Annotated in this window: 30 protein-coding genes; 18 read left to right on the top strand and 12 right to left on the bottom strand. The window is 37.1% G+C overall.

The genetic code is table 11. From position 1 onward, the window contains the following. Positions 1-22: 22 nt before the first annotated feature. The gene (locus tag ACK2M2_RS07125; protein WP_409511535.1) at positions 23-1,114 is read right to left on the bottom strand and encodes an alpha/beta fold hydrolase; all 1,092 of its coding nucleotides are present in this window, start codon (positions 1,112-1,114) and stop codon (positions 23-25) included. 140 nt (positions 1,115-1,254) lie between these two features. On the opposite strand from ACK2M2_RS07125, the gene ACK2M2_RS07130 reads away from it, so the two are divergent. The 9 genes from ACK2M2_RS07130 (at position 1,255) to trpB (ending at position 9,045) form a co-directional block, all read left to right on the top strand. Further along, positions 1,255-2,442 (top strand): O-succinylhomoserine sulfhydrylase, encoded by a 1,188-nt coding sequence (locus ACK2M2_RS07130; protein ID WP_419347012.1) that lies wholly within the window; start codon positions 1,255-1,257, stop codon positions 2,440-2,442. A gap of 27 nt (positions 2,443-2,469) precedes the next feature. After that, on the top strand, positions 2,470-2,799 hold the full coding sequence (locus ACK2M2_RS07135; protein WP_409511533.1) for a YbaB/EbfC family nucleoid-associated protein: 330 nt from the start codon (positions 2,470-2,472) through the stop codon (positions 2,797-2,799). Between the two features lie 12 nt (positions 2,800-2,811). After that, a complete protein-coding gene (recR, locus tag ACK2M2_RS07140; protein WP_409511532.1) occupies positions 2,812-3,408 on the top strand; it encodes a recombination mediator RecR in 597 nt (198 codons plus the stop codon). 290 nt (positions 3,409-3,698) lie between these two features. Then, positions 3,699-4,841 carry a ribonuclease D gene (locus ACK2M2_RS07145; RefSeq protein ID WP_419347015.1) on the top strand — a complete coding sequence of 381 codons (1,143 nt, stop codon included), beginning with the start codon at positions 3,699-3,701 and terminating at the stop codon, positions 4,839-4,841. Between the two features lie 153 nt (positions 4,842-4,994). Then, the gene (locus tag ACK2M2_RS07150; RefSeq protein WP_409511530.1) at positions 4,995-5,297 is read left to right on the top strand and encodes a YcgL domain-containing protein; all 303 of its coding nucleotides are present in this window, start codon (positions 4,995-4,997) and stop codon (positions 5,295-5,297) included. Continuing rightward, positions 5,290-5,706 (top strand): hypothetical protein, encoded by a 417-nt coding sequence (locus tag ACK2M2_RS07155; protein ID WP_409511529.1) that lies wholly within the window; start codon positions 5,290-5,292, stop codon positions 5,704-5,706. The genes ACK2M2_RS07150 and ACK2M2_RS07155 overlap by 8 nt, the downstream gene beginning before the upstream one ends. Before the next feature lie 20 nt (positions 5,707-5,726). Next, on the top strand, positions 5,727-6,578 hold the full coding sequence (locus ACK2M2_RS07160) for an AAA family ATPase (RefSeq protein ID WP_419347019.1): 852 nt from the start codon (positions 5,727-5,729) through the stop codon (positions 6,576-6,578). A 15-nt stretch (positions 6,579-6,593) separates the two neighbouring features. Then, the gene (locus ACK2M2_RS07165) at positions 6,594-7,781 is read left to right on the top strand and encodes a vWA domain-containing protein (protein ID WP_419347022.1); all 1,188 of its coding nucleotides are present in this window, start codon (positions 6,594-6,596) and stop codon (positions 7,779-7,781) included. A gap of 55 nt (positions 7,782-7,836) precedes the next feature. After that, complete coding sequence (trpB, locus tag ACK2M2_RS07170) at positions 7,837-9,045, top strand: tryptophan synthase subunit beta (protein WP_419347025.1); 1,209 nt, start codon at positions 7,837-7,839, stop codon at positions 9,043-9,045. A gap of 84 nt (positions 9,046-9,129) precedes the next feature. Here the strand turns inward: trpB and ACK2M2_RS07175 are convergent, their stop codons facing one another. The 3 genes from ACK2M2_RS07175 to ACK2M2_RS07185 all read right to left on the bottom strand — a co-directional run bounded on the left by ACK2M2_RS07175 (position 9,130) and on the right by ACK2M2_RS07185 (position 10,655). Then, positions 9,130-9,561 (bottom strand): CBS domain-containing protein, encoded by a 432-nt coding sequence (locus ACK2M2_RS07175; protein ID WP_409511525.1) that lies wholly within the window; start codon positions 9,559-9,561, stop codon positions 9,130-9,132. A 180-nt stretch (positions 9,562-9,741) separates the two neighbouring features. Beyond that, on the bottom strand, positions 9,742-10,119 hold the full coding sequence (locus tag ACK2M2_RS07180) for a DUF2750 domain-containing protein (protein WP_409511524.1): 378 nt from the start codon (positions 10,117-10,119) through the stop codon (positions 9,742-9,744). Positions 10,120-10,421: 302 nt separating this feature from the next. After that, on the bottom strand, positions 10,422-10,655 hold the full coding sequence (locus ACK2M2_RS07185; RefSeq protein WP_409511523.1) for a hypothetical protein: 234 nt from the start codon (positions 10,653-10,655) through the stop codon (positions 10,422-10,424). A gap of 243 nt (positions 10,656-10,898) precedes the next feature. Here ACK2M2_RS07185 and ACK2M2_RS07190 point away from each other — a divergent pair, with 243 nt between their 5' ends. The 7 genes from ACK2M2_RS07190 to ACK2M2_RS07220 all read left to right on the top strand — a co-directional run bounded on the left by ACK2M2_RS07190 (position 10,899) and on the right by ACK2M2_RS07220 (position 16,349). Continuing rightward, a complete protein-coding gene (locus tag ACK2M2_RS07190) occupies positions 10,899-11,252 on the top strand; it encodes a hypothetical protein (protein ID WP_409511522.1) in 354 nt (117 codons plus the stop codon). A gap of 146 nt (positions 11,253-11,398) precedes the next feature. Next, the gene (locus ACK2M2_RS07195; protein WP_419347029.1) at positions 11,399-11,722 is read left to right on the top strand and encodes a hypothetical protein; all 324 of its coding nucleotides are present in this window, start codon (positions 11,399-11,401) and stop codon (positions 11,720-11,722) included. Positions 11,723-11,961: 239 nt separating this feature from the next. Beyond that, the gene (gene ftsY, locus ACK2M2_RS07200) at positions 11,962-13,059 is read left to right on the top strand and encodes a signal recognition particle-docking protein FtsY (protein ID WP_419347032.1); all 1,098 of its coding nucleotides are present in this window, start codon (positions 11,962-11,964) and stop codon (positions 13,057-13,059) included. A 216-nt stretch (positions 13,060-13,275) separates the two neighbouring features. Continuing rightward, complete coding sequence (locus ACK2M2_RS07205; RefSeq protein ID WP_419347035.1) at positions 13,276-13,968, top strand: nitroreductase family protein; 693 nt, start codon at positions 13,276-13,278, stop codon at positions 13,966-13,968. Positions 13,969-14,195: 227 nt separating this feature from the next. Next, a complete protein-coding gene (locus tag ACK2M2_RS07210; protein ID WP_419347037.1) occupies positions 14,196-14,789 on the top strand; it encodes a nitroreductase family protein in 594 nt (197 codons plus the stop codon). Positions 14,790-14,972: 183 nt separating this feature from the next. Beyond that, on the top strand, positions 14,973-15,668 hold the full coding sequence (locus tag ACK2M2_RS07215) for a DUF2057 family protein (protein WP_419347040.1): 696 nt from the start codon (positions 14,973-14,975) through the stop codon (positions 15,666-15,668). A gap of 147 nt (positions 15,669-15,815) precedes the next feature. Beyond that, positions 15,816-16,349 (top strand): GNAT family N-acetyltransferase, encoded by a 534-nt coding sequence (locus ACK2M2_RS07220; RefSeq protein WP_419347043.1) that lies wholly within the window; start codon positions 15,816-15,818, stop codon positions 16,347-16,349. Positions 16,350-16,402: 53 nt separating this feature from the next. On the opposite strand, the gene ACK2M2_RS07225 is transcribed toward ACK2M2_RS07220, so the two are convergent. The 8 genes from ACK2M2_RS07225 to ACK2M2_RS07260 form a co-directional block, all read right to left on the bottom strand. After that, on the bottom strand, positions 16,403-16,699 hold the full coding sequence (locus ACK2M2_RS07225; RefSeq protein WP_409511514.1) for a cyd operon YbgE family protein: 297 nt from the start codon (positions 16,697-16,699) through the stop codon (positions 16,403-16,405). Between the two features lie 3 nt (positions 16,700-16,702). Next, a complete protein-coding gene (cydX, locus tag ACK2M2_RS07230; RefSeq protein ID WP_004653762.1) occupies positions 16,703-16,804 on the bottom strand; it encodes a cytochrome bd-I oxidase subunit CydX in 102 nt (33 codons plus the stop codon). A gap of 23 nt (positions 16,805-16,827) precedes the next feature. Beyond that, complete coding sequence (cydB, locus tag ACK2M2_RS07235; protein WP_409511513.1) at positions 16,828-17,973, bottom strand: cytochrome d ubiquinol oxidase subunit II; 1,146 nt, start codon at positions 17,971-17,973, stop codon at positions 16,828-16,830. Then, entirely contained in the window at positions 17,970-19,559 is a 1,590-nt protein-coding gene (locus ACK2M2_RS07240; protein ID WP_409511512.1) for a cytochrome ubiquinol oxidase subunit I, read from the bottom strand. The genes cydB and ACK2M2_RS07240 overlap by 4 nt, the downstream gene beginning before the upstream one ends. After that, entirely contained in the window at positions 19,559-19,750 is a 192-nt protein-coding gene (cydP, locus tag ACK2M2_RS07245) for a cytochrome oxidase putative small subunit CydP (RefSeq protein ID WP_409511511.1), read from the bottom strand. The genes ACK2M2_RS07240 and cydP overlap by 1 nt, the downstream gene beginning before the upstream one ends. Positions 19,751-20,291: 541 nt before the next feature. Beyond that, a complete protein-coding gene (locus ACK2M2_RS07250; protein WP_419347049.1) occupies positions 20,292-20,906 on the bottom strand; it encodes an OB-fold-containig protein in 615 nt (204 codons plus the stop codon). A 51-nt stretch (positions 20,907-20,957) separates the two neighbouring features. Beyond that, positions 20,958-21,269, bottom strand: a complete 312-nt coding sequence (locus ACK2M2_RS07255; RefSeq protein ID WP_409511600.1) for a Rieske (2Fe-2S) protein — start codon at positions 21,267-21,269, stop codon at positions 20,958-20,960. A gap of 15 nt (positions 21,270-21,284) precedes the next feature. Continuing rightward, complete coding sequence (locus ACK2M2_RS07260; RefSeq protein ID WP_409511509.1) at positions 21,285-22,289, bottom strand: adenosine kinase; 1,005 nt, start codon at positions 22,287-22,289, stop codon at positions 21,285-21,287. Between the two features lie 140 nt (positions 22,290-22,429). On the opposite strand from ACK2M2_RS07260, the gene ACK2M2_RS07265 reads away from it, so the two are divergent. Beyond that, positions 22,430-22,882, top strand: coding sequence for a GNAT family N-acetyltransferase (locus tag ACK2M2_RS07265; RefSeq protein ID WP_409511508.1), 453 nt, complete (start codon positions 22,430-22,432; stop codon positions 22,880-22,882). 252 nt (positions 22,883-23,134) lie between these two features. Continuing rightward, entirely contained in the window at positions 23,135-23,929 is a 795-nt protein-coding gene (locus ACK2M2_RS07270; RefSeq protein ID WP_419347052.1) for a hypothetical protein, read from the top strand. Positions 23,930-24,075: the final 146 nt, after the last annotated feature.

Here is a 24,075-nt window from a genome sequence, read left to right on the forward strand (position 1 = left end):
ATTTAAACTGAGAAGTGATTGTTTAAATTGGACTTGATCGTTTCGATAGCCACGTTGAGAGTGTTGGCCAAAATTCATCAGCGCTTTTCTGATTCGACATCAGACCCAAGTGTCCACCAGGAATGAGAGTAAACGTGACATCTTGGCTATTTGTCAATTGGACTAAGGGTTGAACAGAAGCTACAGTGACCATTTGATCGCCTTTACCAGCACCAATCATGAGTGAACAATCAATTTTATTGAGCTCAATTATGGTTTTACCGAGTGTGATTTTTCCATCTTTGAGTGGATTTTGTAGCCAAACATTAAATAGCATATCTTGGTTTACACCACCTGGGTAATCAATCATATGATTGAGAAAATGTCCAAGTGTGGCGTGTTCAATTAAGGTTTTTTGATCATCCAAATTTTGCAATAGGTTCTTGTGACCATCATACCAACCTTTAGGGTCTAAAACTTTAAAACCAATCGCATTGATAATACCAGGGGTATGCAAGAATGTTCGAGGAATACCACCGTTATAAAGTGTATGTTTAAGTTTTTGATTATATGCTAAATACGCATTGATTTTACGGTATAAACGTCCAATACCACCAGATTTATAACTATCGATAGGGCTACCTAAAACAATAAGATTTTTAATATAACTGGGTTGATGGAGTGCGGTATAAAGCAATACAAAAATACCCGCCATACTCCAACCATGAAGTGAAATTTGCTCACTTTTAGAATGATTGCGAATGTGTTCGATGCAGTATGGAATTGATGTTTTAATAAAATCGAGGAAGGTTAAGTTACGGTCATTGTAGGTGAGTTTTCCCCAATCGATCAGGTAGACATCAAAGCCTTGTTCAGAAAAATATTTGACCAATGAGCGATACGGATAAAGGTCATAGATCGCCATACTAATTGCAAGAGGTGCAACAAAAACTAAAGGTTCTTTATATTTTTTATTTGCTGATGCGTAGTAGCGTACACGTGTTTGATGACGTTCTGCAATCACTTCATAAGGTGTACTTTGTGATAAAACTAATGATTTTCCATTGAAAATTCGAGTCGACAAATTTTTAATTTTTGCCTTACGTTCCTGAAATTTACTTTTGAGTTGTTCCATAATGAATTTTGAACTCAGATGAGTGGAAGTTTGTTCGAAGTCTAAGCGATAATTTACGTTTTTACCTTGACCTTAAATACATTAGACGCTCAAAATATTGGCAATAATTTACAAAGGCAGTTTTCGGACTGAGTTTAGAGATGAGCCAACACGACGAAATTGAATATCAACTGGATACTTTAGCCATTCGTACGGGGCATGATCGCACTTTCGAGGGTGAGCATAGTGAACCTATTTTCTTGACCTCTTCTTTTGTCTGTGAAAATGCTGCCGATGCCGCTGCTAAATTTTCAGGTGAAATCGCAGGAAATACCTATTCACGCTATACCAATCCAACGGTGCAGGCTTTCGAAAAACGCTTAGCTATATTGGATGGTGCAGAACGTGCCGTTGCAACTAGTTCAGGTATGGCGGCTGTGCATGCGATCTGTTTGGCTTACCTTAAAGCCGGTGATCATGTTGTGTGTTCACGTGCTGTATTTGGTTCGATTATTTCACTCTTTGAAAAATATGTTGTGAAATTTGGTGTTGACGTTACATTTGTTGAATTAGAAAATTTGGATGCTTGGAAACAAGCAGTCCGTCCAAATACAAAATTACTTTTTATTGAAACCCCATCAAATCCATTGGCACAAGTGGGTGATATGCAAGCAATTGCAGATATTGCTCATGCTAATGATGCATTATTTGCAGTTGATAATACATTCTGTACATCTATTTTACAGCAACCAATTAAATTTGGTGCGGACTTGATTATCTACTCATCAACTAAATATATTGATGGTCAAGGTCGTGCTTTAGGTGGTGCGGTTGTTGGTAAAGATAAACTTGTAGAAGAAATTAATGGTGTGATTCGCACACTTGGCAATTCTATGAGTCCGTTTAACGCTTGGATTTTCTTGAAAGGTTTAGAAACGTTAAGCCTACGTATGAAAGCACATTGTATTGGCGCGCAAAAACTTGCGGAATGGCTTGATCAACATGAGAAAGTTGAAAAAGTTTATTATGCAGGTTTACCAAATCATGAAGGTCATGAATTGGCAAAAAAACAACAAAGTGGTTTTGGTGGAGTTGTTTCGTTTATCGTAAAAGGTGAACGTACAGCGGCTTGGACTGTGATTGATAATACACGCTTCTTATCTATTACGAGTAATTTAGGTGATGTAAAATCAACCATTACCCATCCAGCAACGACATCGCATGGCAGAATGTCAGCCGAAGCTAAACAAGCCGCAGGAATTGTTGAAGGTTTAATTCGTATTTCTGTTGGTCTTGAAGATATTGATGATATTATTCGTGATATTAAACGTGGTTTAGACCTTATCTAATTATTTAATTTATGTTCGGAGAATTTTATGAACATCAATATGTTAATGCAACAAGCACAACGTATGCAAAAAGACATGGAAGGCAATGTTAAAAAAGCCAAAGAAGAGCTTGCGCAAACAGAAGTGCATGCAGAAGCTGGTGGTGGTTTAGTGAAAGTGACGATGACTTGCCGTAACGTGGTTAAGCGTATCGAAATTAATCCTGAATTACTTCAAGATGATGCGGACATGGTTGAAGATTTGATTGCTGCGGCAATGAATGATGCTGCTCGTCAAGTAGAAGCGATCACTGAAGAAAAAATGAAAGGCGCAAACTCAGGTATGGGCTTGCCACCAGGTCTTGCAGGTATGTTCTAAGGAATACGCTTAGTGTTTAGTGATCGTTTTGATCAACTTGTACAAGCCTTGCGTATTTTGCCAAGTGTTGGGCCAAAATCGGCTCAACGCATGGCATTGCATTTAATCATGAAAAATCGTGAAGGTGCTGTTGCTTTGGCGCATGCGCTCAATGAAGCAACCTCATATATTCATGAATGTACACTATGCCATTCACTGACTGAAAATGAAGTCTGTGATATCTGTGCTTCCAAAGATCGTGACGAACAAGTGTTATGTGTGGTTGAATCACCTGCAGATGTCATGGCGATTGAACAAAGTGGCAGTTTTCGTGGGAAATATCATGTATTGGGTGGACATTTATCACCTTTAGATGGGATTGGACCTGAGGAAATTGGTATTCCATATTTGTTACAACGCTTAAGTTCAGGACAGGTGGATGAAGTTATTCTTGCAACCAATGCTACTGTTGAAGGACAAGCAACTGCGCACTATTTGGTGGAAGCTACCAAACATTTGAATATTCAAATGACACGGATTGCACAAGGTGTTCCACAAGGTGGAGAGCTTGAATATGTTGATAGTCATACACTTAGCCAGGCACTGCATAATCGGATGAAAATGAAATAAGCACTGTAAAGTGCTTTTTTTATAAATAACTTGTATTCATTTTTTAAATTGGCAATGATGAGAGCGCTGTATTTTGATTTAAAGATTACTTGAAATATCTTAAAGAGAAAAAGCAATTAATTTTGAAATAAAAAGCCTGCTTTGTTTATTTTTTATTATAGATGATAGCGATCAATAAGGTGTTTATAAGCTATGTTTGACCAGTAATTTGCCCAAAAAAATATATTCATATTTTATATAATGTTGTAAAATAAACATAGTTTAAATGTAAGATTTTGATAGAACCTGATATGTCCAAATTTATCACCGAACAGGCTGACCTTGACACTGTAATCGCTTTAATGGCGCAGGGGTGTGTGTATGGGCTAGATACAGAATTTATTAAAGTGGATACATTTTGGCCGAAACTTGGTGTATTTCAAATTAATGTGAATGATCATGTTTTTTTATTGGATGGCACAACCTTAGATTTATCTTGTTTTTGGCAAAAAATTTTTGCAGCACAACAAAATATTTTTCATGCCTGTGGTGAGGACATTGATCTCATTTATCACTATGCCGACAAACAACCGCTTATCAATGTCTTTGATACGCAAGTTGCATTGTCATTTTTAGGGCATGGCTTACAAGTGAGTTATCAAAATGCACTTAAACTCGTTTTAGATATTGAAATTGATAAAGATCAGACACGTTCAGATTGGCTTGCTCGTCCTTTGAGTGCTGCACAAATGGAATATGCAGCCAATGATGTGCTATATATTATGCAGTTGGCAGATAAGCTGAAAGCTGAACTTGAAGCTAAAAATCTTTATACATGTGTGCTTGAAGATTGTCAGCATTTAACTCAAGAAATTGCGCTTGAAACCCCGCAAGAAAAATTATATACCGATGTTGGAAATTATCGTCATTCACGTAAACAATTGATGCAATTGCAACAATTGTCTGTATGGCGTGAAGAAATGGTCAAAGCGGTTAATCAGCCTCGTAGCTTTATTTTAAAAAATTCGACAATGATTGATTTGGTTGAAAAAAATCCCAAAAATATTTTTCAATTGTCAGGTATTAAAGATATTCGCCAAAATGTTATTCGTGAGCATGGCAAGACTATTTTAGATTTACTCAAATTTATACCAGAAGCTGAAAGTTGGCCACTGCGTTTGGCACGTCCAATTCGTCATTCATCACAAGGCATTACGCAAGCGGTCGATGAGTTGATTGAACAAATTGCGCAACAATGCATTGTTCCAAAAGAAGTATTAATACGTAAAAAGTGGTTAAATACTTTATATCAGCATGTGGTTTTTCATGGTGATGAGCAAAATTTACCAGCATATTTGCTCGGTTGGCGTTATGAAATACTGACCAAGCCACTGATTGAATTACTTAAAAAAGATGCCTTATATTTGACAACACAAATGCAAGTAATTGAATAAATGAGATGGATGTTACAAAATAAATAGCATGCTAAATTGATTAAACAATTATCAACTAGCAAAAATCTCGACACTTAGGTTAACAAACGCTAATGAATCCTGTGCTGTTTTGATGTATGCTGTTCGTTGATTTTGTAGACGCTGTTTTTTGATATGCATTGTAATATTTATAAGTCGAGTAAGAAGGATGAGATGTATCTTTACGTTGCCCGCCCGGCAATTTTAGAAGATGACAACTCAGATCCTTTAGATGTTCTTTCTGATGCTTTACGTACGGCATTTGGTCGTGCAACATTCGTGATGCATTTAGAACTCAGCGAAACTCGAAAACTTGCACGAGTCAATGTCCTGCATGTGATGGACTCATTGCAAACCAAAGGTTTCTTTATCCAAGTACCGCCAGAAGGATTAATCAATCCAAATGCGGTAGAGCCAGAAGGATTACGCGGTGCTTGATCAATTATCCGGAATATGGGCAAATTTTTTGGAATTGTTAGATACCATTCCAGAAGACAGTATCGCTGTCACTGTATATATTCTTGGGGCATTGATAATTCTATGGTGTTGGGCGGGTATTTGTAAGCGCTTACCCGCACCATTAGGTGGTATTACATGGATTATTGTATTTGCAGTGATTGCAACCCCTACGATTTCTGAAGGACCAAACTCTGCGTTAGCACCAGCAACTTTTGGCTTGCTCTTTGGGGTTTTAACCAAAGACTCACCACTCATTTGGTCTAATTTAGCATTAATTAGCTTTGTCATTGGCTTAGGCTTGCTCATTGGCTATTGTTGGTCAAAATACAAATCTAATAAAACCACACTAGAAAAAAGCAGCACAGCGAAAAATATTTCACCACTTTAAATTAAAAATAAAGGTTATTTATGTCTGTTGATGTACAACAATTTATTGGTACGGCGCAATATATTGCGACGGATAGTCTAAAACTTGCAGTTAAGGCTGCACGTGCACTGCAAAAACCATTATTGGTTAAAGGTGAGCCGGGAACGGGTAAAACCCTGTTGGCTGAACAGGTTGCAGAAAATTTAGGTTTAAAACTCATCACATGGCACATTAAGTCGACCACTAAAGCTCAGCAAGGCTTATATGAGTACGATGCGGTATCACGCTTACGTGATAGTCAGTTGGGTGATGACCGTGTTTATGATATTAAAAATTATATTAAACCAGGTAAATTGTGGGAAGCATTTACAAGTGAAGAGCGTTGTGTATTGTTGATTGATGAAATTGACAAAGCGGACATCGAATTTCCAAATGACTTACTTCATGAACTCGATAAAATGTCATTCTTTGTCTATGAAACAGGTGAAACAATAACAGCGACTCAGCGTCCAATCGTGATCATTACCTCAAATAATGAAAAAGAGTTACCTGACGCATTCTTACGTCGTTGTTTCTTTCATTATATTGAATTCCCTGATGAAGCGACGATGCGAGAAATTATTGCGGTTCATTTCCCTAATATAGCTAGTACATTGGTCAATGAAGCTTTACAAGTATTTTTCAAATTGCGTCAAGTACCTGGCTTGAAAAAACCACCTTCAACATCTGAGTTGATTGATTGGTTGAGTTTGTTGATGGCAGATGATATGCCTGAAGATGTATTACGTAACCATGACAAATCAAAAGCGATTCCACCTTTATATGGTGCTTTGATTAAAAATGAGCAAGATGTTCAATTACTTGAACGTTTAGCCTTTATGTCGCGTCGTTAATGGGGAGATCGCAACATGTTTGTGCGATTATTTTATACCCTTAGAAAATATGGCATTCCTGTATCGACACGTGAACTGATCGACTTAAATCAAGCGGTCAGTGAGGGTTTGGTCTTTGCAGATCAAAACGATTTTTATCAGCTTGTTAAAACGGTCATGGTTAAAGATGAGCGTTTTTTTGATAAATTTGACCGTGCCATGAAAGACTACTTTGATGGTATCCAAACTTTTGATTTGGATGATTTACTAAAAAAAGTCCATCAATTGCCAAAAGATTGGTTTGATCTTGAGCTACTTGAAAAACATTTGACACCTGAGCAACGTGCTGAATTGCTTAAAGCTGGTTCGCTTGAAGAACTATTGAAAATGCTTGAAGAGAGATTGCGTGAGCAGCATAAAAAGCATCAAGGTGGCAATAAAATGATTGGCACAGGTGGCACATCGCCATTTGGTGCATTTGGTGATCATCCTGAGGGTGTGCGCATTGGTGGGCCGAGCCGTAAAAAGTCTGCGGTTAAAGTTTGGGAACAGCGTAATTATCAAAATTTAGATGATGAACAAATTTTGGGAACACGGCAAATGCAAATGGCTTTACGCCGTTTACGCAAGTTTGCCCGTCAAGGTGCTGCAGAAGAACTCGACATTAACAGCACGATTTATGAAACGGCGAAGCAGGGCATTTTAGATGTACAGATGGTGCCTGAGCGTCGTAATCGTGTCAAAGTGCTGATGTTGTTTGATGTTGGTGGGTCAATGGATTCACACATTGCACAGTGTGAAAAGCTTTTTAGTGCAGCTAAGACAGAATTTAAAACCCTTGAATATTTTTATTTTCATAATTGTTTGTATGACTATGTGTGGAAAGATAATTTTCGCCGTTCATCAACCAAAATGAACACATGGGATTTGTTGAATTCTTATGGTCGTGATTACCGTGTGATTGTGGTTGGTGATGCGAGTATGGCGCCGTATGAGTTGAAGTCTGTTGGTGGTTCAGTGGAATATATGAATGAAGAGCCAGGCGAAGTGTGGCTACATCGTTTGCGAAATCATTTTGAAAAAACAGCTTGGCTGAATCCTGAAGAACAGAACTATTGGCACTATACGCAGACCATTAACCAGATTAAACAGATTTTTGAAGATCATATGTATCCAATGACCTTGAAGGGAATTGAAGATTTAACCAAACTTTTGGCACGTTGATCGGATAGATTTAAGTTCGTTAATTTTTTTCAGTAAACGCAGTACAGAGGCTGACATGGATCATCAAATTAATGGAATTGCATTACCAAACGAAGCAGGTTTCTTTGGTGAATATGGTGGTCAATTTATTCCACCGCACTTAAAAGAAGCGATGGATGAAATTAATGTGGCTTATGAGGAAATTCGCCACACTGCTGAGTTTAAAGATGAATTGAATGATTTATTCACTCATTATGTCGGTCGTCCAAGTCCATTATTTCATGCGAAACGGTTGTCTGAACAATTGGGTGGTGCACAAATTTATTTGAAGCGTGAAGATTTAAACCATACTGGTGCACATAAAATCAATCACTGTTTGGGTGAGGCTTTACTTGCAAAGTATATGGGCAAAAGTAAAGTGATTGCAGAAACAGGTGCGGGTCAGCATGGAGTGGCTTTGGCGACAGCGTGTGCATTGGTCGGTATTCCATGTGAAATTCATATGGGTCAAGTTGATATTGAAAAAGAGCATCCCAATGTTGTAAAAATGAAAATTTTGGGCGCGCATTTAATTTCGGTGACACGTGGTACAGCAACACTTAAAGACGCTGTAGATAGTGCTTTTGAAGAATATTTGAAAGATCCAAAAAACTTTATTTATGCGATTGGGTCTGTGGTTGGACCACATCCGTTTCCAAAAATGGTTCGTGATTTCCAGTCGATTATTGGTGATGAAATTAAAGTTCAGACTCAAGATCGTTTTGGTTCTGCACCTGATTATATTGTGGCATGTGTTGGTGGTGGTTCAAATGCGATGGGTGCGTTTACAGCATTCTTGAATGAGCCTGAAGTTAAACTTGTGGGTGTAGAGCCGGCAGGTTTTGGTTTGGATACAGCCATGCATTCTGCAACGTTAACACTTGGTAAACCTGGTCAATTGCATGGTATGGCGTGTTATGTGCTTGAGGATGAGCGGGGCGAACCTTTGCCTGTGCATTCGATTGCATCAGGGTTGGATTATCCTGGTGTGGGACCGCAACACAGCTTCTTGAAAGATTTGGGTCGTGTGGAATATTCAACGGCGACAGATGAAGAGTGTTTGAATGCATTTATGACGTTGTCACGTGTGGAGGGTATTGTACCTGCGCTTGAAAGTTCACATGCAGTTGCTTGGGCATTGCGTGAAGCACCAAAAATGGCAAAAGAGATTAGAATAGTCGTGAATTTATCAGGTCGCGGTGATAAAGATTCAGATTATGTTGCTGCTAAGTTGGGTTTGTATTAATTTTTCAAAAATTTGATCATAAAAAAACTGCTCAATTGAGCAGTTTTTTTATATGTCTGACTTTTATATTTTGTATTTCCAGCCTTAGCCTGAAATGTATTGCTGTAATTGTTCAATGAGTTTGTGTTGATCTTCCATTGCAGCTTTCACAAGATCACCAATTGAAATAAATCCAATTAAGGTTTCTCCATCCATTACAGGAAGATGGCGCAAATGACGATCGGTCATTAAACCTAAACATTCATCTACAGTGTTGTGGCGTGTAACCGAAATAACTTTGGGTGTCATAATCTCTGCGACGGTGGTATGGTCTGATGTTCGTTGCATTAAAGCAATCTTACGCGTGTAGTCACGTTCAGAAAGTATGCCAACCACCTTATCATTTTCAGTGACCACAACAGCACCAATGCCTTTATTAGCCATGAGTGTAATGGCTTGTAATACGGTAGAATCAGGTGAAATCGTGTGGATTTCTTGACCTAATTTATTTTGAATGACTTGTGCGACTGTGGTCATCTTATGTGTCCTTCTTTTGTTTGATGCTAAATAATGTGGCTTATTATGCTGCTTATTTTGGTATTTTTTGTGTATTACCTCTTTTAAATTAGCTCGATTTTAAAATTTTGCAAATACTTTGCAGTCATTATTTTAAAGCCTAGTGTTGAAATATACTTAATGCTTTGATTTAGAAAGATATTAAGCTGTCATGAAAGCAATATTCTGTTTGAAAAAGAAATGTCGAAACTGTGGTGTAGAAAGTTTAAATTTTTGGTTAGATGCATTATACAACACAGGTACGACCTCCATTTTTAGAAGCAGTGGAAGTAGTGAGTCTTTAAAATCCTTTGAGCTGATTTTACGTGGGGTATATTGTGGCCAATGTTGTTTTGCGTATTGTAGTGCTTGTACTGAATTGAACCAAAATGGAAAGATATTGTTGTCTTGGTCAGACGTAATAGCCCATCCTTCGTTGTAAAGTCCCCATAAAACACCACAATACATCATAGATTTGAAAATTGAAATTTTGATATAGGCTTCTCGTGATACAGGCGGGATTGCAGTGTACTTTTTCATGTTCGGTCTTGCTCCAATGTTGACTGGATTGTTACAGGATAGCGATTCATATGAAAAAGACAGTGACAAAGTGGTATCGAATCGTAAGTAAATATATTTTAACAAAGTTAATTCTGATTAAAATGCAAAAAAACCACCGATTTGGTGGTTTGCATAACGCAATAAATTAAAATTGAAGAAAGTATTTAAGTGTTATGTGTTTGTTTGAGATGGGATGAGTAAATGTTGTGTTGGTTTGATTAATAATAAAATTGAAACTACAGTTAAAAGGGGAATAAAAACGCCACCTGAGTGACGTTTTTTTATGCTTGCATGGTTGCCATGTTCTGCCAATATTGTGCTTTCATTGAGTCCCGTTCTACACGGAAACCTTGAAAGTAAAGTTCAGCTAAGAACGTAGCTGATTTGCCGTGACCTGCACGAGCAACATCTTCGAGTTGTTCTACAGCGTTGGTAAAATTCATTTCACATTGAATTGTGTTTACCGCTGTTGCATAAACATGCTCGAGATCATGTTGAGAAAATTGATGAATCATAGATAACTCCTTATTGTAATTATGATTGCTACTTTGTTTGCAAAACTGTTTAATTTTAAAGACTGATCTACAAGTCTTTTCAAAAATATAAACAAGTTATATTAAACTAATATGACAAATTGCTTAACTTGTCAACTAATATGTGGGCTGGGCTGAAATATTTCAAGATTACATGATTAAACATTAATCGGTCGTAATTTTTATTAAAATAAAGATGGGACATACAAATAAAAGGAGAACAATATGAAAAACACATTAAACGGTTTTAATTTTGAAGTACCTCCGACTGAGTTGCAAATAAATGCTTTAGCTCAGTACCATCATCAGCAGCTTCACGATGCGGTCTTCCATCAGGGCGTCCATTTGGGTAACTTAGGCATCGAACAGCGCAAAATACTGCACGATTATACACGAAATTTACAACCAACACAACGGCTAGCTTTGGAACATGTTTATGACGATCAGATGCGAGGCTTAAACGATCCCACTTTACATGCAGACTCATATGACAATCCAATGTCAATGTTTGCAGTTACAGTTTGTATTATTGCACTTGCAGTTGTTTTATATCTATTTGCTCAAACGGTGATTCATTGATCTAATCAATGATCTATAAACGATATAGAGTACAGGTACAAAATTTAAATCTGCCTGATGAGTCTAAGTTTTTAGGCTCATCAATTCATTCAGTACTATATTTTTAGTGCTCGCACGATTAGACTACCGAGTGTTCGAGGTAGTTCATGTTCATTTTTAAAGATATTTATTCAAAATTCAAAACTCAATTTAAGCTAGAAACTGTGTTAAATGGCGTAGTTTTAGCGATGATTCTTGCAATATTGATCATTGCAGGGCTCGCATTGGTACGTCCTGTGAGTGTTGTGCACTTTCAAAAAATTAAACAACTTTCAGAGCAGGCGACTTATCCATACACACAGAAAATGGCACAAAATTTAATGAAAACTCCTGATATTTGTGCTGCAGATTATTTCCGTTTAATGCATGCCTACCAACGTGAAGAAATGAGCGTTAAACAATATCCAGCCATAGAAAGTGAAGATCAATAGTGTTTGGATATCTTTATATTTTAAGTAAAAAATGAAAACGCAATGTAAAGTTTGAGTTATAGTTTAATCTATTTCAAATGTATTTAAATCAGCATGATAAACAAATGTTTAAGTTCTTTATGTCTATAAAATAAACGTGTTTATTTATGTGATGCGCTTTAATCCTTTACGTCAATTAAAAAGCCTTTGATTTATGTTAAAATCAATTTTTTGATCATAATGCTTTTCAAGGATTCGGCATGCAAGAACAGCAAAATAAGTTTTTGATAGATGCGGACATGGGTGATGAAGATGTCACTTTACCAGGTTTACCCGCTGTAAATGTGCCAATTATTGAAAATAAAACGGTAGAAACTGCAATACAAGCAACAACCGAGGTGAAGGCTGAAGCTGAGGTAGACAGTTCATCTAAAGGTGGTTTCTTTAGCCGTATGAAAGAAGGATTAACGAAATCCCGTAAAAATCTTGCTGATGGCATGGTCAATATCCTGATTGGCGGTAAAGAGATTGATGACGAATTGCTTGAAGAAGTTGAAGAGCAATTATTGGTTGCTGATATTGGTGTTGAAGCAACCAAAACGATTATTGCCAATTTGACTGAGCGTACTGCGCGTGGTGATTTGATTTATTCGCATTCTTTATATAAAGCACTGCAAGAAGAATTGGTTGCATTACTTGCACCACGTGTGAAACCTTTACATATTGATCCAAATAAAGGTCCATATGTGATTTTGGTGGTAGGTGTAAATGGTGTAGGTAAAACTACGACTATTGGTAAACTTGCGAAACGCCTACAAGGTGAAGGTAAAACAGTTATGTTAGCAGCAGGTGATACATTCCGTGCTGCAGCAACTGAACAATTACAAATCTGGGGTGAGCGTAACAACATTGCTGTGGTTGCGCAGGGACATGGTTCTGACTCAGCTTCTGTAATCTTTGATGCATTTGAAAGCGCGCGTGCTAAGGGTGTTGATGTTCTTATTGCCGATACAGCAGGGCGTTTACATAACAAAAGTAACTTAATGTCAGAATTGACTAAAGTGAAACGTGTGATGCAAAAAATTGATGCGACTGCGCCACATGAAATAATGCTCGTTGTTGATGCTGGAACAGGTCAAAACGCCATAAATCAAGTGGAAACATTTGATGAGGCGGTCGGTTTGACGGGTTTAACCATTACTAAGTTGGATGGTACAGCAAAAGGTGGTGTGTTATTTAATATTGCAAGTCGTACACATGTACCTATTCGTTTCATTGGTGTAGGTGAAAAAATTGATGATTTACGCCCATTCTCAGCAAAAGCATTTGTTGCTGCATTATTTGAAACGGATAAATAATTGATTGTTTTGAATGGTGCTTAATGCATTAAAAGATAAATAAAATAGTTGATTGATGAAAAACCCTACAAATAGTGGGGTTTTTTGTTTTTGAGTGATTTAACTGCTTTAAAAATATACATTAGATTGTGCTTTAATTAGTTGAATATTCACATTCAAGCTAATATATCCATATAAAATTTATGGGTTTATTTGCCTGACTGAGAGGGATTCTAAATGACAATTTTAACGCGCTTGGGGCAAGTACTCAAAACTGATATATCGACCGATGTAATTTTTAAAAAGAAAAATATTGAAGAAAAAGAATATGATTTATTAGCTGATATGCGTAAGCGTCGCAGTATTTATGCCTTAAGTAATCGTGTGAGTCATAGTCCTGAATATTTAACTGAATTAATTAAGCAAGCTGTACGCTGTTGTCCTTCGGCACAAAATGCACAGAGTGCGCGTGTTGTTATATTACTTGAACATGCACATTATAAATTTTGGGAAATGGTACGTAATATTCAACGTAACCAATTACCTGAACGTATATTTGAAGGCGCATCGGTGAAATTGGATCGTTGTAGTTCGGCATATGGGACGGTACTCTTTTTTGAAGATCAGGCGGTCATTCAAACATTACAAAAACAGAAGCCTCTACAAGCACATAATTTCGAAATTTGGTCTGAACAAACCTCAGGCATGGTGCAATTTGCAGTATGGACAGCATTATCAAGTACAGGATTAGGTGCATCACTACATCATTACAATCCTAATATTAATCATGAAACGGCAAAAATGTTTGATTTGCCTGATAGTTGGCAGTTTAAATCACAGTTGGTTTTTGGCTCAATTGTAAAACCTGCTATTGCTAAATCTGAATTGGAGGATGATTGTTTATTTAAAGTCTTTAGTGATTCAGTTTAATTTGGAAGATGATAATTTATATTTCAAATGAATAGTATAAATAGTCACGTATATAGTATTTGCTTCTAAATAAATTGAGCCGATTAGATTGTAAGTGATAACAATATTGTTGCATAAATAGAACACTTTGTTATTTGAATACTGCTGACGGTGTCATTAACATCGCATACACTGACTTCATCTTAAAAACGAACACCGAAATAAGGTTATAAAATAGGAAGCAACCAATGTCATTTATCGATCAAATTACAGCACGTCGTACAATCTATGCAATTGGTAAAAATGTTCCAATTGATCATGCAAAAATTGAAACTATAGTAAAAGAAGCAATTAAACAAAGCCCATCAGCCTTTAACTCGCAGTCTTCTCGTGCTGTGATTTTATTTGGTGACTCTCACGTTAAATTTTGGACAATCGTGTTAGAAACTTTACGTAAAATGGTTCCTGAGGCTGCTTTTCCAAGTACAAGTGCAAAAATTAATAGCTTTATTGCAGGCGCTGGCACAGTCTTATTTTATGAAGATACAAGTGTGATCAAAAACTTACAAGAACAGTTTGCACTTTATGCAGATAACTTCCCAGTATGGTCTGAGCATTCAACAGCAATTGCACAATTTGCAACATGGACAGCATTGTCTGAAGCAGGCGTTGGTGCATCTTTACAACATTACAATCCAATCGTTGATGCTGAGGTTGCTGCAACATTTAATGTTCCTGCTGATTGGAAACTTCGTGCACAATTAGTATTTGGTTCAATTGAAGCACCTGCAGGTGAAAAAGCCTTTATTAATGATGAACATCGTTTTAAAACGTTTAACTAATTTAGTTTGATATTATGAATTTCAAAGAGTGCCTAGGCACTCTTTTTTATGTATTTAAAAAGTATAGATTATTTTATCTAGCTGTTTCAGATTTTAAGATTGTCATAAAACTGTCATTCAGACGAGGCATAGTGCCATGCATAATGTGATTTTTAAAGTTTTTTGACAAAAGAGAAAAATGATATGGGTTTTAAATACGGCATTGCAGCGTTAGGTTTAGTTTGTGGTTCGCTACTGAGTGGATCGGTTTTTGCAGCAGTGACGATTTCTGCACCTGAAGAAATTGTATTATTGGCAGTGAATGATCAAGAAGTGAATACGGGATTATTTCGTTCAAAAAAAAATGAATATAAAGTAGATGCTGGACAGGTTGCACTGAGTGTGCGTTATCAGCAGTATTTTGAACATTTAAGTGGCGAGCACGATATTTTGAAATCAGGTATCGTCACAGTAACTGCGCCAGATTTAAAAGATGGGCAGACTTATCAATTGGCGTTGGTTAATGCACCTCGTAATTTTGATGAAGGCAAGGCTTTTGCAATACAACCTACAGTTGCAATTTATGATAAAAATAAAAAAATGATCGTGCAGCAAACAGGTGTGAATAATGAAGCAAAGTCGTGGCTCAGCTCGGGTATCTTTGCTAAAGTTGTAGACTTAACAGGAACAAATAAAACAGCCAATAATCAACCTGCACCCATATATGCAAATAATACAGTTAATGCGAATGTACCTGTTGCTGTAGAAACAGTGACCCCAGTGGTAGTAGGTGGTTCACGTAGTGCAATTTCTACTGCAGATCAGCAATTGATTCAGATTTGGCAAAAAGCTTCCAAAGTTGAACGCCAGAAATTTATGAGTTGGCTTGCAACTCAATAACAATTGAATAAAGTTTTGAGACCATGAACGTGGTCTTTTTTTCTTTTCGATAAGTTGAAGAACAGTATTTAATTTTTATCATTCTTTTTAATTAGTTATGAAGTTGTGATATTTATTCTTAAATTTTGCAAAAAATAAAGATTTAATATGAGCGAACTAAAATTCCGCATTGCACAATCATCCGATTTAAATCATTTGGTTAAGCTGATTAATTTGGCTTATCGGCAGACTGAAGGTCATAGCTGGACGAGTGAGGCTGATATTGTTGTTGGAGAGAGAATTAACTTTGTGCAGTTGAAGCAGTCACTTGAACAGGAGCATTTTCAGTTATGGGTGGTTGAGTCATTTAATGAAATTGTTGCTTGTATAGGTCTGACATTTGACCAAGTAGATGTGGAAATAGGTACTTTTGCTATTTCGCCAAATCATCAAAACCTAGGTTTAGGTAGAAAAGTACTGGCATTTGCAGAAGATTATGTTTCGAATGAGCATCAATATATAAACGTATTGGTAATGTGGGTGCTTAGTGTACGTTCTGAGTTGATATCCTATTATGAACGCCGTGGTTATGTATTAACAGGTGTGGTGGATGAGTATCCTTTAAATGCTAATGTTGGAACTCCAATTGTAGATTTATATTTGGTCGAGATGAAAAAAGTGATTTCAAAAAATAGAATTTAAAATAGACTGTAAAAAAACCCTGAATTATCAGGGTTTTTCTATTTAATGTACTACTAGGCAAAGAACCAAGTGTAATAGCCCCATAACATGAGTGGCCATGCAACAAATGGGCTAAATAACCATTTCCAAAGCCAAAACCTAGGAATAAAACCAACACCATGAATAAAGCCACCTGAAATGCCGATCATGATATACATCATCGCACTGTGGCTATATTCACCATTCGCATCCAACATGGCACCTGGATGTATTAATAATACAGCTGCAAGAGGCAATGCCAACAAAAATGAAACGGCCATTGCGATCTTATTCGGCTTTTTTTCTTCAGTTGTCATTGTCACTTCAGTCATATTTTATTCCTCATCTAAGTCTTGATGATGCTCGATATATAGTGCACTCAATACACCTGCGAAACATGCCATCAAAACTCCAAGAATCCAAGCGAAATACCACATATTTATTCTCCTTGAACACAGCCTTAATAGAGGGTGTGTGTATTTTCTTGAATATGTTTATTTGTGATTACGCCCCACATCTTATAATAGCACCAAGTTGTATAGAGCAAGATCAGTGGAACAAAAATACCCGCAACTACGGTCATTACAGTGAGTGTATTTTTACTAGAAACAGCATCCCACATGGTTAAACTTGCAGTCGGATTAATACTCGAAGGCATGAGGAATGGGAATAAAGCAAAACCTGCTGTTAAAATAGAACCAGTCACTGCTAATGTTGAACCCATAAAGCTCAAGCCTGCTTTGTCTTTACCTGCAGCTAAGACGATGAGAATTCCACCTAAAATTGCAGCAAGAGGAGCAAGCATAGTGATTGGATAGAGTGTGTAGTTATTCATCCAACCATGGTTGCCTGTTGTTAATACTTCTTTTGCAAGTGGGTTTGCGACACCGTTGGTGTTGAAGGGTTGCGCTAAAGTATAACCTTCGATATTACCGAAGTATAACCATGCGCCTGCACCTAAGAAGCAAACAAGAAAGATGATACCCATCAATTGTGTTGCTTTCGCAGAGCGTTTACGTAAATCACCATCTGTACGAAGCATGAGCCACGCACCACCATGTGCACACAGCATAGATAAGCTGACTAGACCACAGACCAATGCAAATGGATTGAGGAGTGCAAAGAAACTGCCAGTATAGGTTGAGCGAACAGTTTCATCTAGGGTAAATGGAACGCCCAAGAACATATTGCCGAAGGCTACACCGAAGACTAAAGCGGGTACAGCACCACCTACACATAACCCCCAATCCCAAGATGTGCGCCATTGTGTATTGTGGAGTTTAGATCTGTAGTCAAAACCGACTGGTCGTAAGAACAGTGCAAATAAAACCAATAATAGCGCCCAATACATCCCAGAAAAGGCTGTTGCATAAACCATTGGCCATGCAGCAAAGAGAGCACCACCTGCAGTCACAAACCAAACTTGGTTGCCTTCCCAGTGTGGTGCAATCGTATTGATTGCAGCACGGCGTTCTTCATCATTTTTACCGACAAATGGCATAAGTGCCATTGAGCCCATATCAAAGCCATCAGTAAGCGCAAAACCAATAAGCAATACACCAACCAACACCCACCAAATTATTTTGAGCAGTTCATATTCGATCATGATTGCGCTCCTTCAACTTTTTCTTGTTGTGCCGCTTCAAGTTTTTCGAAGTGATATTTTCCTGTATGTAGCGAACTTGGTCCAAGGCGTGAGAACTTAATCATCAAATACATTTCGATAATCAGTAACACGGTATAGAACGCTGCCAAGGCGATGATTGAGCCCCATACATCACCCGTACTTAAGCTAGAGGCTGATAAGTGTGTAGGGAGTACTTCACCAATCGTCCACGGTTGACGACCACCTTCAGCCACATACCAACCTGTTTGTGCTGCAATCCAAGGAAGTGGTAGGGCAAACAAAGCAAATTTGAGTAACCAGGGTTTATTTTCTGCATTACGTTTTGCCACTGCATAGGTTGCAAGGATAAACAGTAAAAGCATAAGGAAACCAGAAGCAACCATGGCACGGAAAGAGAAGAACAATGCAGTCACATTTGGAATCGTATCTTTTGTTGCTGCTTTGATATGATCTTCAGAAGCATCAGTTACTTTGTCAGTATATTTTTTCAGAAGTAAGCCATAGCCTAAATCTTTTTGATTTTCTTTAAAAGAAGCCATCAGCTCAGGAGAGCGATCGCCAGCACGAAGCTGTTCAAGTTCACTGTATGCAATCATACCATTGCGGATACGGACTTCATGTTGAACCATCAAATCTTTCAGACCGGTCACTTCTTTGTCAAGTGAACGAGTGGCAATAATCCCCATTGCATAAGGTATTTTTATAGCATAGTCAGTACGTTGTTCTTCCTGATTTGGAATACCAAACAATGTAAATGGTGCAGGTGCTGGATGTGTTTCCCATTCAGATTCAATTGCAGCCAATTTTGTTTTTTGTACATCACCTAACTCGTAGCCAGATTCATCACCGAGCAAAATGACAGAAAGTGTCGACGCTAAACCAAAGATTGCGGCAATTGCAAAAGAGCGACGAGCAAAGGGTAAATCACGTTTTTTCAACATGTAATAGCTTGAAATAGCCAATACAAAAATTGCACCCGTGACATAACCCGCAGAAACTGTATGAACAAATTTTACTTGGGCAACAGGGTTGAAAATCAGTGCACCAAAATCTACCAGTTCCATACGCATGGTTTCAAAATTGAATTCTGAACCGACAGGATTTTGCATCCAACCATTGGCAACTAAAATCCATAATGCAGATAAATTTGAACCTAATGCAACAAGCCAAGTTACCGCTAAATGTTGAACTTTAGACAGGCGATCCCAGCCAAAGAAGAATAAACCAATAAAAGTTGATTCTAAAAAGAATGCCATTAATCCTTCAATAGCAAGTGGCGCACCGAAAATATCCCCTACATAGTGGGAATAGTACGCCCAGTTTGTACCGAACTGGAATTCCATGGTTAAACCAGTCGTCACACCTAAGGCAAAGTTAATACCGAAGAGTTTGCCCCAAAATTTAGTCATATCCCTATAAATTTCTTTGCCAGAAATGACATAAGTCGTTTCCATAATGGCAAGCAGGAAAGCTAGGCCTAGAGTCAGAGGTACAAAAATAAAATGATACATTGCGGTCATTGCGAATTGGAACCGCGAAAGATCGACCACGCTTTCAGAAATCATCAACGTGTCTCCTTGATTTGGGAAGGACTGCCAGCAATACGCTCAGCAACTTGGTTATCAAAATTTTTTGGAATCGTCGGTGCATCAAACCAAATGTGTTTGATAGTCATTAAAAGCACAATCTTAATTATTAAAATGATTGTAATTTCTTTGACTAATTGGCGATTTAAATCAGGGGATTTTAAGCTCATGATTAAGCCTACTGTCTGAATATATTTATATTATTAAACGAAATGAGATATAAAATAAATAGATAAAATAATTAAAATAAAATTATATTATTTTTGTTATTTAATTCAATGTGTTATGGTTTTTTAAAATAAAAAATATACTATAAGTATTTGTTTTTAAAGTTGATTGAATTGCTTGGAATTAATGAATATAAACCCGACTAAAATGCTTATATTTAAAAAATTAAAACCAACTAAAATGGTTTGATATGTGATTTTTTTGCACACGTAGAGCTCATTTTCCTATTTAAATTGAGGAAGATTGAATGTAAGTTAAAATATAAAATTAGACACATTAAATAATAATTTGAATGAATTATTTTTATTGTCTTTAGTATCAGTAATTTAAAATTTGTTTGTATTTTAAACAAATTTGTGCTTTGAGTTTATTGAATTGCAGCCAAAACCCACTGCTATATGTTTAAAACTTATATAATTGTAGTGCTGAAAAAGATAGATGTACTGATATGCATAGTATTGTTTTATAAAAATGACAAAACATTTAGAACTGGTCTAGGTTTGAAAGTTCATTTGAATGTGAGATTTTTTTCGCAATGTAATGTGATTTTTTAAAGCGAATTAAAATGATTTGAGATTGAAATTCAAGTTCCCCAAATTCAGGTTCAACTTGAATGTAATGCAGTTGTCCAAATTCATCTCGGACGCGTGCTTGAGCAGAAAAGCCCGGTCGGGCATTGCCACTCGATACTGTGGCTAAGCGACCGAGTAGATTAGTCTGAGTTGCATATAGCTTGGGCTTAATAACCTGATCTAGGCAGTGGATCATAAAAACAGTAAAGAAAATGGCAATCAATAATGCAGGTAAAATGACGTAGTACCAAGTCGAAAATTGATTTTGTATGGCATAAAGGCTTAGTTGTAAAAAGTAGCCAGCAAAACTGAAATTGATGAGTAAGAAAACAAAAATCAGTACTCTGGCAAATTTGACCTGAATCAGGGGGGAGTGGGTGAGCCAATCGGGTAAAATTCGCTTGAGGAATGTGCTTGGACGTAATCCAATATAATAACCAAAGGTTTCCGCCATGCTAAGTAGAATTAATATCAATACACTGATATGAAAAGGCATTAAGTCTGGTTCTAAAAAGAATTCAAGCATGGCTGTCCTATATAAATGAAAGCCCATTATATGAAATGGGCTAGTTTAGACTTAGTCTTTAACGATATAAATACCGCCATCAGAATGTACATCAATTTTGACTTTTTCAAGGAAATCACCCTGACATGGCCCTGAAATACATTCACCACTTTCGACATCAAAGAGTGCGCCGTGAGTTGAGCATTCGATATATTCACCATCACGATCTAAAAATTGGTTTTCGAGAAATTCCAATTCAGTTTGTAAATGCGGACATAAATTATTATAGGCATAGTACGCACCATCGCGTTGTGTGATGAAAATAGTTCTACCATCATCTGTATCAAATGCACGTGCTTCACGCTCTGGAATTTCTTCTGTCATGGCAATCTTATTCATTTATACAGCTTCTCTTTTAAGTGTTGCCTGTAACTTGGCATAGTCTTGAATATCAAGGCGTGGACCAAACTGAGAAACAACTTCGCTTGAAATTAGAATCGCTAATTCAGCAGCAGTTTGAATATCTTCGCCATTGTTTAGAGCATAAAGGAAAGCACCTGAAAATGCATCACCAGCACCATTGGTATCGACAGCTATTACTTTACGACCAGCAACTTGAAGGTGCTGTTCAGTATTGGCCACTAAAGCTCCTTTACTACCTAGTGTAATGACAACATCATTACTTAGTAATTTCAATTTTTCTAGAGCAACATCAATATGGTCAGTTTCTGTATACAATAAAGCTTCATTTTCATTACAGAAAATTAGATCAACCCCATCATCTAGCAATTCATCTAAGCCTTGACGTGCATATTGCACCATAGCAGGGTCAGACAGTGTTAATGCAATTTTGACGCCACATTCACGAGCAATTTGACGCGCTTGTTTTACGGCTAAACGAGCGGTATCACTCGTTGCAAGGTATCCTTCAATGTAGAGCCATTTTGCAGTTTTGAGTGGTTCAAAATCAATTTGATCTGCGCTGAGTTCTGCGGTAATACCCAAATAAGTATGCATTGTACGTTCAGAATCATCACTTACGAGTACCATACAAGTACCTGTAACACCTTCGCTGATTGATTTTTCAGTTGTTTGAATCTTTGCTTCATTCAAACCATCTAAGTATAAAGTGCCCAAGTCATCATTACCGACACGACATGCGTAAAATGCTGAACCGCCAAGCGCACTAAATGCTACGGTTGTATTAGCAGCAGAACCACCTGAGGCTTGTCCTTTGTATTGTTGGTTTGCTTGTAATAGTTGGTATAAAGTCGCCTGTGTATCACCATCTGTCAGTTGCATTGTACCTTTTTGCAAGTTCTGTTGATTTAAAAAGTCGTCAGATACTCGAAATTCCTGATCGATAAGCGCGTTACCAATTGCAAAAAAGTCAACTGTAGCCATGTTCGTCATCACACAATAATGTTAAAAAAGCAAAGTTTACACTAATGCTAACTTTTACTGTAGTTTGCTGAATAAAATTCAGCACTGCTTTTGTTTTTTTGAGTAATCTAGGCGACGGAAGTCTTTAGGGATATAGGCAAATGAATATCGTGATTGAAAAAGCTGAAACTTTACCTACACAAATGCAAGTACTTGCGGACAGTGCTGCACAGGATGGTTTTCAGTTTTTACATCGTTTAATTGAAGATTATACAAATGGTAAAAATCGTTTTACAGAGACGGGTGAATTTTTTTTAACGGCATATGATGATGAAAAATTAGTGGCATGTGGTGGTTTAAACATTCAACACAGCGATAATGGTGAGCCAAGCCGTATTGGTCGTGTGCGCTTGTTCTATGTATTGCCTGAGTATCGTAAGCATGGCATTGGGAAACAGTTATTGTTAAAACTTGAAAGTATGGCAAAACCGCAGTTTTCAGCTTTGTGTCTAAATACGCACACCAAGCAAGCGGAAATTTTTTATCAAAAGCAAAATTATGTTTATGTGGAAAATCACTCAAACTATAATTATTTCAAGTACTTAATTCAGTAATTTTAATTCAAAATATATTGAGTTGATTCAATGATTTTAGGCTAATATTTAAGCCTATTAAAGGTTCATTCATAAAATCAGTTTCATTATTATGAGGCTGATTTTTTTGTTTTTATAGTTCACTTTTTGGTTTGATTGTGAATATTGAGCAATGACCGTATTCATGTGGCTTTCATGATAGCTTCATATTCGTTTAAGCAAAGTAGATCAAAATAATTATAATTTATAATGATGTATGCAGTGGTTAGAAAAATGAATAATACAACTGTTTTAAATCAACCCGATTTTTCAAATCTGTTGAGTAAAGTCCCGCAAATTACCGCTTTGTTTTGGGTGACCAAAATTTTTGCTACTACTTTCGGTGAAACCGCAGGTGATGCGGTATCGATGTCGTTAAATTTGGGATATTTGGTCGGGACACTGATATTCGCGGTGATTTTTATTGGACTGGTCTTTTCACAAATCCGCTCGAAACGCTATCATCCGTATTTGTATTGGTTCACCATTATTGCAAGTACCACTGTGGGTACAACTTTGGCAGATTTTGTCGATCGTTCGCTCGGCATTGGTTATGTTGGAGGAAGTTCACTTTTACTCAGTCTAGTGCTGATATCATTGTTTATATGGTACAAAGTCGAAGGCAGTATTTCACCGCATAGTGTCAATTATCCACGAGCAGAATTATTTTATTGGTTAACTATTACTTTTTCACAAACGCTCGGTACAGCCTTGGGTGATTGGTCTGCTGATACTGCAGGTTTGGGATATAGTGGCGGAATCTTCTTATATACAGGGCTCATTTTAGTTATTCTTGCATTATATTTTTGGACGAATATTTCACGAACCTTGTTGTTTTGGAGTGCATTTGTATTGACTCGTCCACTTGGTGCAGTAGTTGGGGACTTTCTTGATAAGCCGATTGATCATGGTGGTTTGGCTTTAAGCCGCTTCACTGCATCAGCAGTACTTTTATTGGCAATTTTACTGTGTATTTGGATGGCTGAAAAGTTTAATCCCAACCCAGATTTACGAGAATCTGCGGGTTAAACTGTGATCTTGAAATCTCAGTAATCGTAAGATTTAGACAGATTAAATTATCTAGATTAAATCTTGACAATTCAACTATGAATTAATCATAACAATGAAGCCCAATAATTAGAGTTTAAGGTATACTGATCGATAATAAATAATCA

It is taken from the genome of Acinetobacter sp. TY1, from assembly GCF_048551395.1.
Classification (GTDB): Bacteria; Pseudomonadota; Gammaproteobacteria; order Pseudomonadales; family Moraxellaceae; genus Acinetobacter.

Excerpts from the sequence above, each read along its gene's own strand:
- ACK2M2_RS07125 (WP_409511535.1), bottom strand. The coding sequence starts at position 1,114 with ATGGAACAACTCAAAAGTAAATTTCAGGAACGTAAGGCAAAAATTAAA.
- ACK2M2_RS07130 (WP_419347012.1), top strand. The coding sequence starts at position 1,255 with ATGAGCCAACACGACGAAATTGAATATCAACTGGATACTTTAGCCATT.
- ACK2M2_RS07135 (WP_409511533.1), top strand. The coding sequence starts at position 2,470 with ATGAACATCAATATGTTAATGCAACAAGCACAACGTATGCAAAAAGAC.
- ACK2M2_RS07145 (WP_419347015.1), top strand. The coding sequence starts at position 3,699 with ATGTCCAAATTTATCACCGAACAGGCTGACCTTGACACTGTAATCGCT.
- ACK2M2_RS07150 (WP_409511530.1), top strand. The coding sequence starts at position 4,995 with ATGCATTGTAATATTTATAAGTCGAGTAAGAAGGATGAGATGTATCTT.
- ACK2M2_RS07160 (WP_419347019.1), top strand. The coding sequence starts at position 5,727 with ATGTCTGTTGATGTACAACAATTTATTGGTACGGCGCAATATATTGCG.
- ACK2M2_RS07165 (WP_419347022.1), top strand. The coding sequence starts at position 6,594 with ATGTTTGTGCGATTATTTTATACCCTTAGAAAATATGGCATTCCTGTA.
- trpB (WP_419347025.1), top strand. The coding sequence starts at position 7,837 with ATGGATCATCAAATTAATGGAATTGCATTACCAAACGAAGCAGGTTTC.
- ACK2M2_RS07175 (WP_409511525.1), bottom strand. The coding sequence starts at position 9,561 with ATGACCACAGTCGCACAAGTCATTCAAAATAAATTAGGTCAAGAAATC.
- ACK2M2_RS07180 (WP_409511524.1), bottom strand. The coding sequence starts at position 10,119 with ATGAAAAAGTACACTGCAATCCCGCCTGTATCACGAGAAGCCTATATC.
- ACK2M2_RS07185 (WP_409511523.1), bottom strand. The coding sequence starts at position 10,655 with ATGATTCATCAATTTTCTCAACATGATCTCGAGCATGTTTATGCAACA.
- ACK2M2_RS07190 (WP_409511522.1), top strand. The coding sequence starts at position 10,899 with ATGAAAAACACATTAAACGGTTTTAATTTTGAAGTACCTCCGACTGAG.
- ACK2M2_RS07195 (WP_419347029.1), top strand. The coding sequence starts at position 11,399 with ATGTTCATTTTTAAAGATATTTATTCAAAATTCAAAACTCAATTTAAG.
- ftsY (WP_419347032.1), top strand. The coding sequence starts at position 11,962 with ATGCAAGAACAGCAAAATAAGTTTTTGATAGATGCGGACATGGGTGAT.
- ACK2M2_RS07205 (WP_419347035.1), top strand. The coding sequence starts at position 13,276 with ATGACAATTTTAACGCGCTTGGGGCAAGTACTCAAAACTGATATATCG.
- ACK2M2_RS07210 (WP_419347037.1), top strand. The coding sequence starts at position 14,196 with ATGTCATTTATCGATCAAATTACAGCACGTCGTACAATCTATGCAATT.
- ACK2M2_RS07215 (WP_419347040.1), top strand. The coding sequence starts at position 14,973 with ATGGGTTTTAAATACGGCATTGCAGCGTTAGGTTTAGTTTGTGGTTCG.
- ACK2M2_RS07220 (WP_419347043.1), top strand. The coding sequence starts at position 15,816 with ATGAGCGAACTAAAATTCCGCATTGCACAATCATCCGATTTAAATCAT.
- ACK2M2_RS07225 (WP_409511514.1), bottom strand. The coding sequence starts at position 16,699 with ATGACTGAAGTGACAATGACAACTGAAGAAAAAAAGCCGAATAAGATC.
- cydX (WP_004653762.1), bottom strand. The coding sequence starts at position 16,804 with ATGTGGTATTTCGCTTGGATTCTTGGAGTTTTGATGGCATGTTTCGCA.
- cydB (WP_409511513.1), bottom strand. The coding sequence starts at position 17,973 with ATGATCGAATATGAACTGCTCAAAATAATTTGGTGGGTGTTGGTTGGT.
- ACK2M2_RS07240 (WP_409511512.1), bottom strand. The coding sequence starts at position 19,559 with ATGATTTCTGAAAGCGTGGTCGATCTTTCGCGGTTCCAATTCGCAATG.
- cydP (WP_409511511.1), bottom strand. The coding sequence starts at position 19,750 with ATGAGCTTAAAATCCCCTGATTTAAATCGCCAATTAGTCAAAGAAATT.
- ACK2M2_RS07250 (WP_419347049.1), bottom strand. The coding sequence starts at position 20,906 with ATGCTTGAATTCTTTTTAGAACCAGACTTAATGCCTTTTCATATCAGT.
- ACK2M2_RS07255 (WP_409511600.1), bottom strand. The coding sequence starts at position 21,269 with ATGACAGAAGAAATTCCAGAGCGTGAAGCACGTGCATTTGATACAGAT.
- ACK2M2_RS07260 (WP_409511509.1), bottom strand. The coding sequence starts at position 22,289 with ATGGCTACAGTTGACTTTTTTGCAATTGGTAACGCGCTTATCGATCAG.
- ACK2M2_RS07265 (WP_409511508.1), top strand. The coding sequence starts at position 22,430 with ATGAATATCGTGATTGAAAAAGCTGAAACTTTACCTACACAAATGCAA.
- ACK2M2_RS07270 (WP_419347052.1), top strand. The coding sequence starts at position 23,135 with ATGAATAATACAACTGTTTTAAATCAACCCGATTTTTCAAATCTGTTG.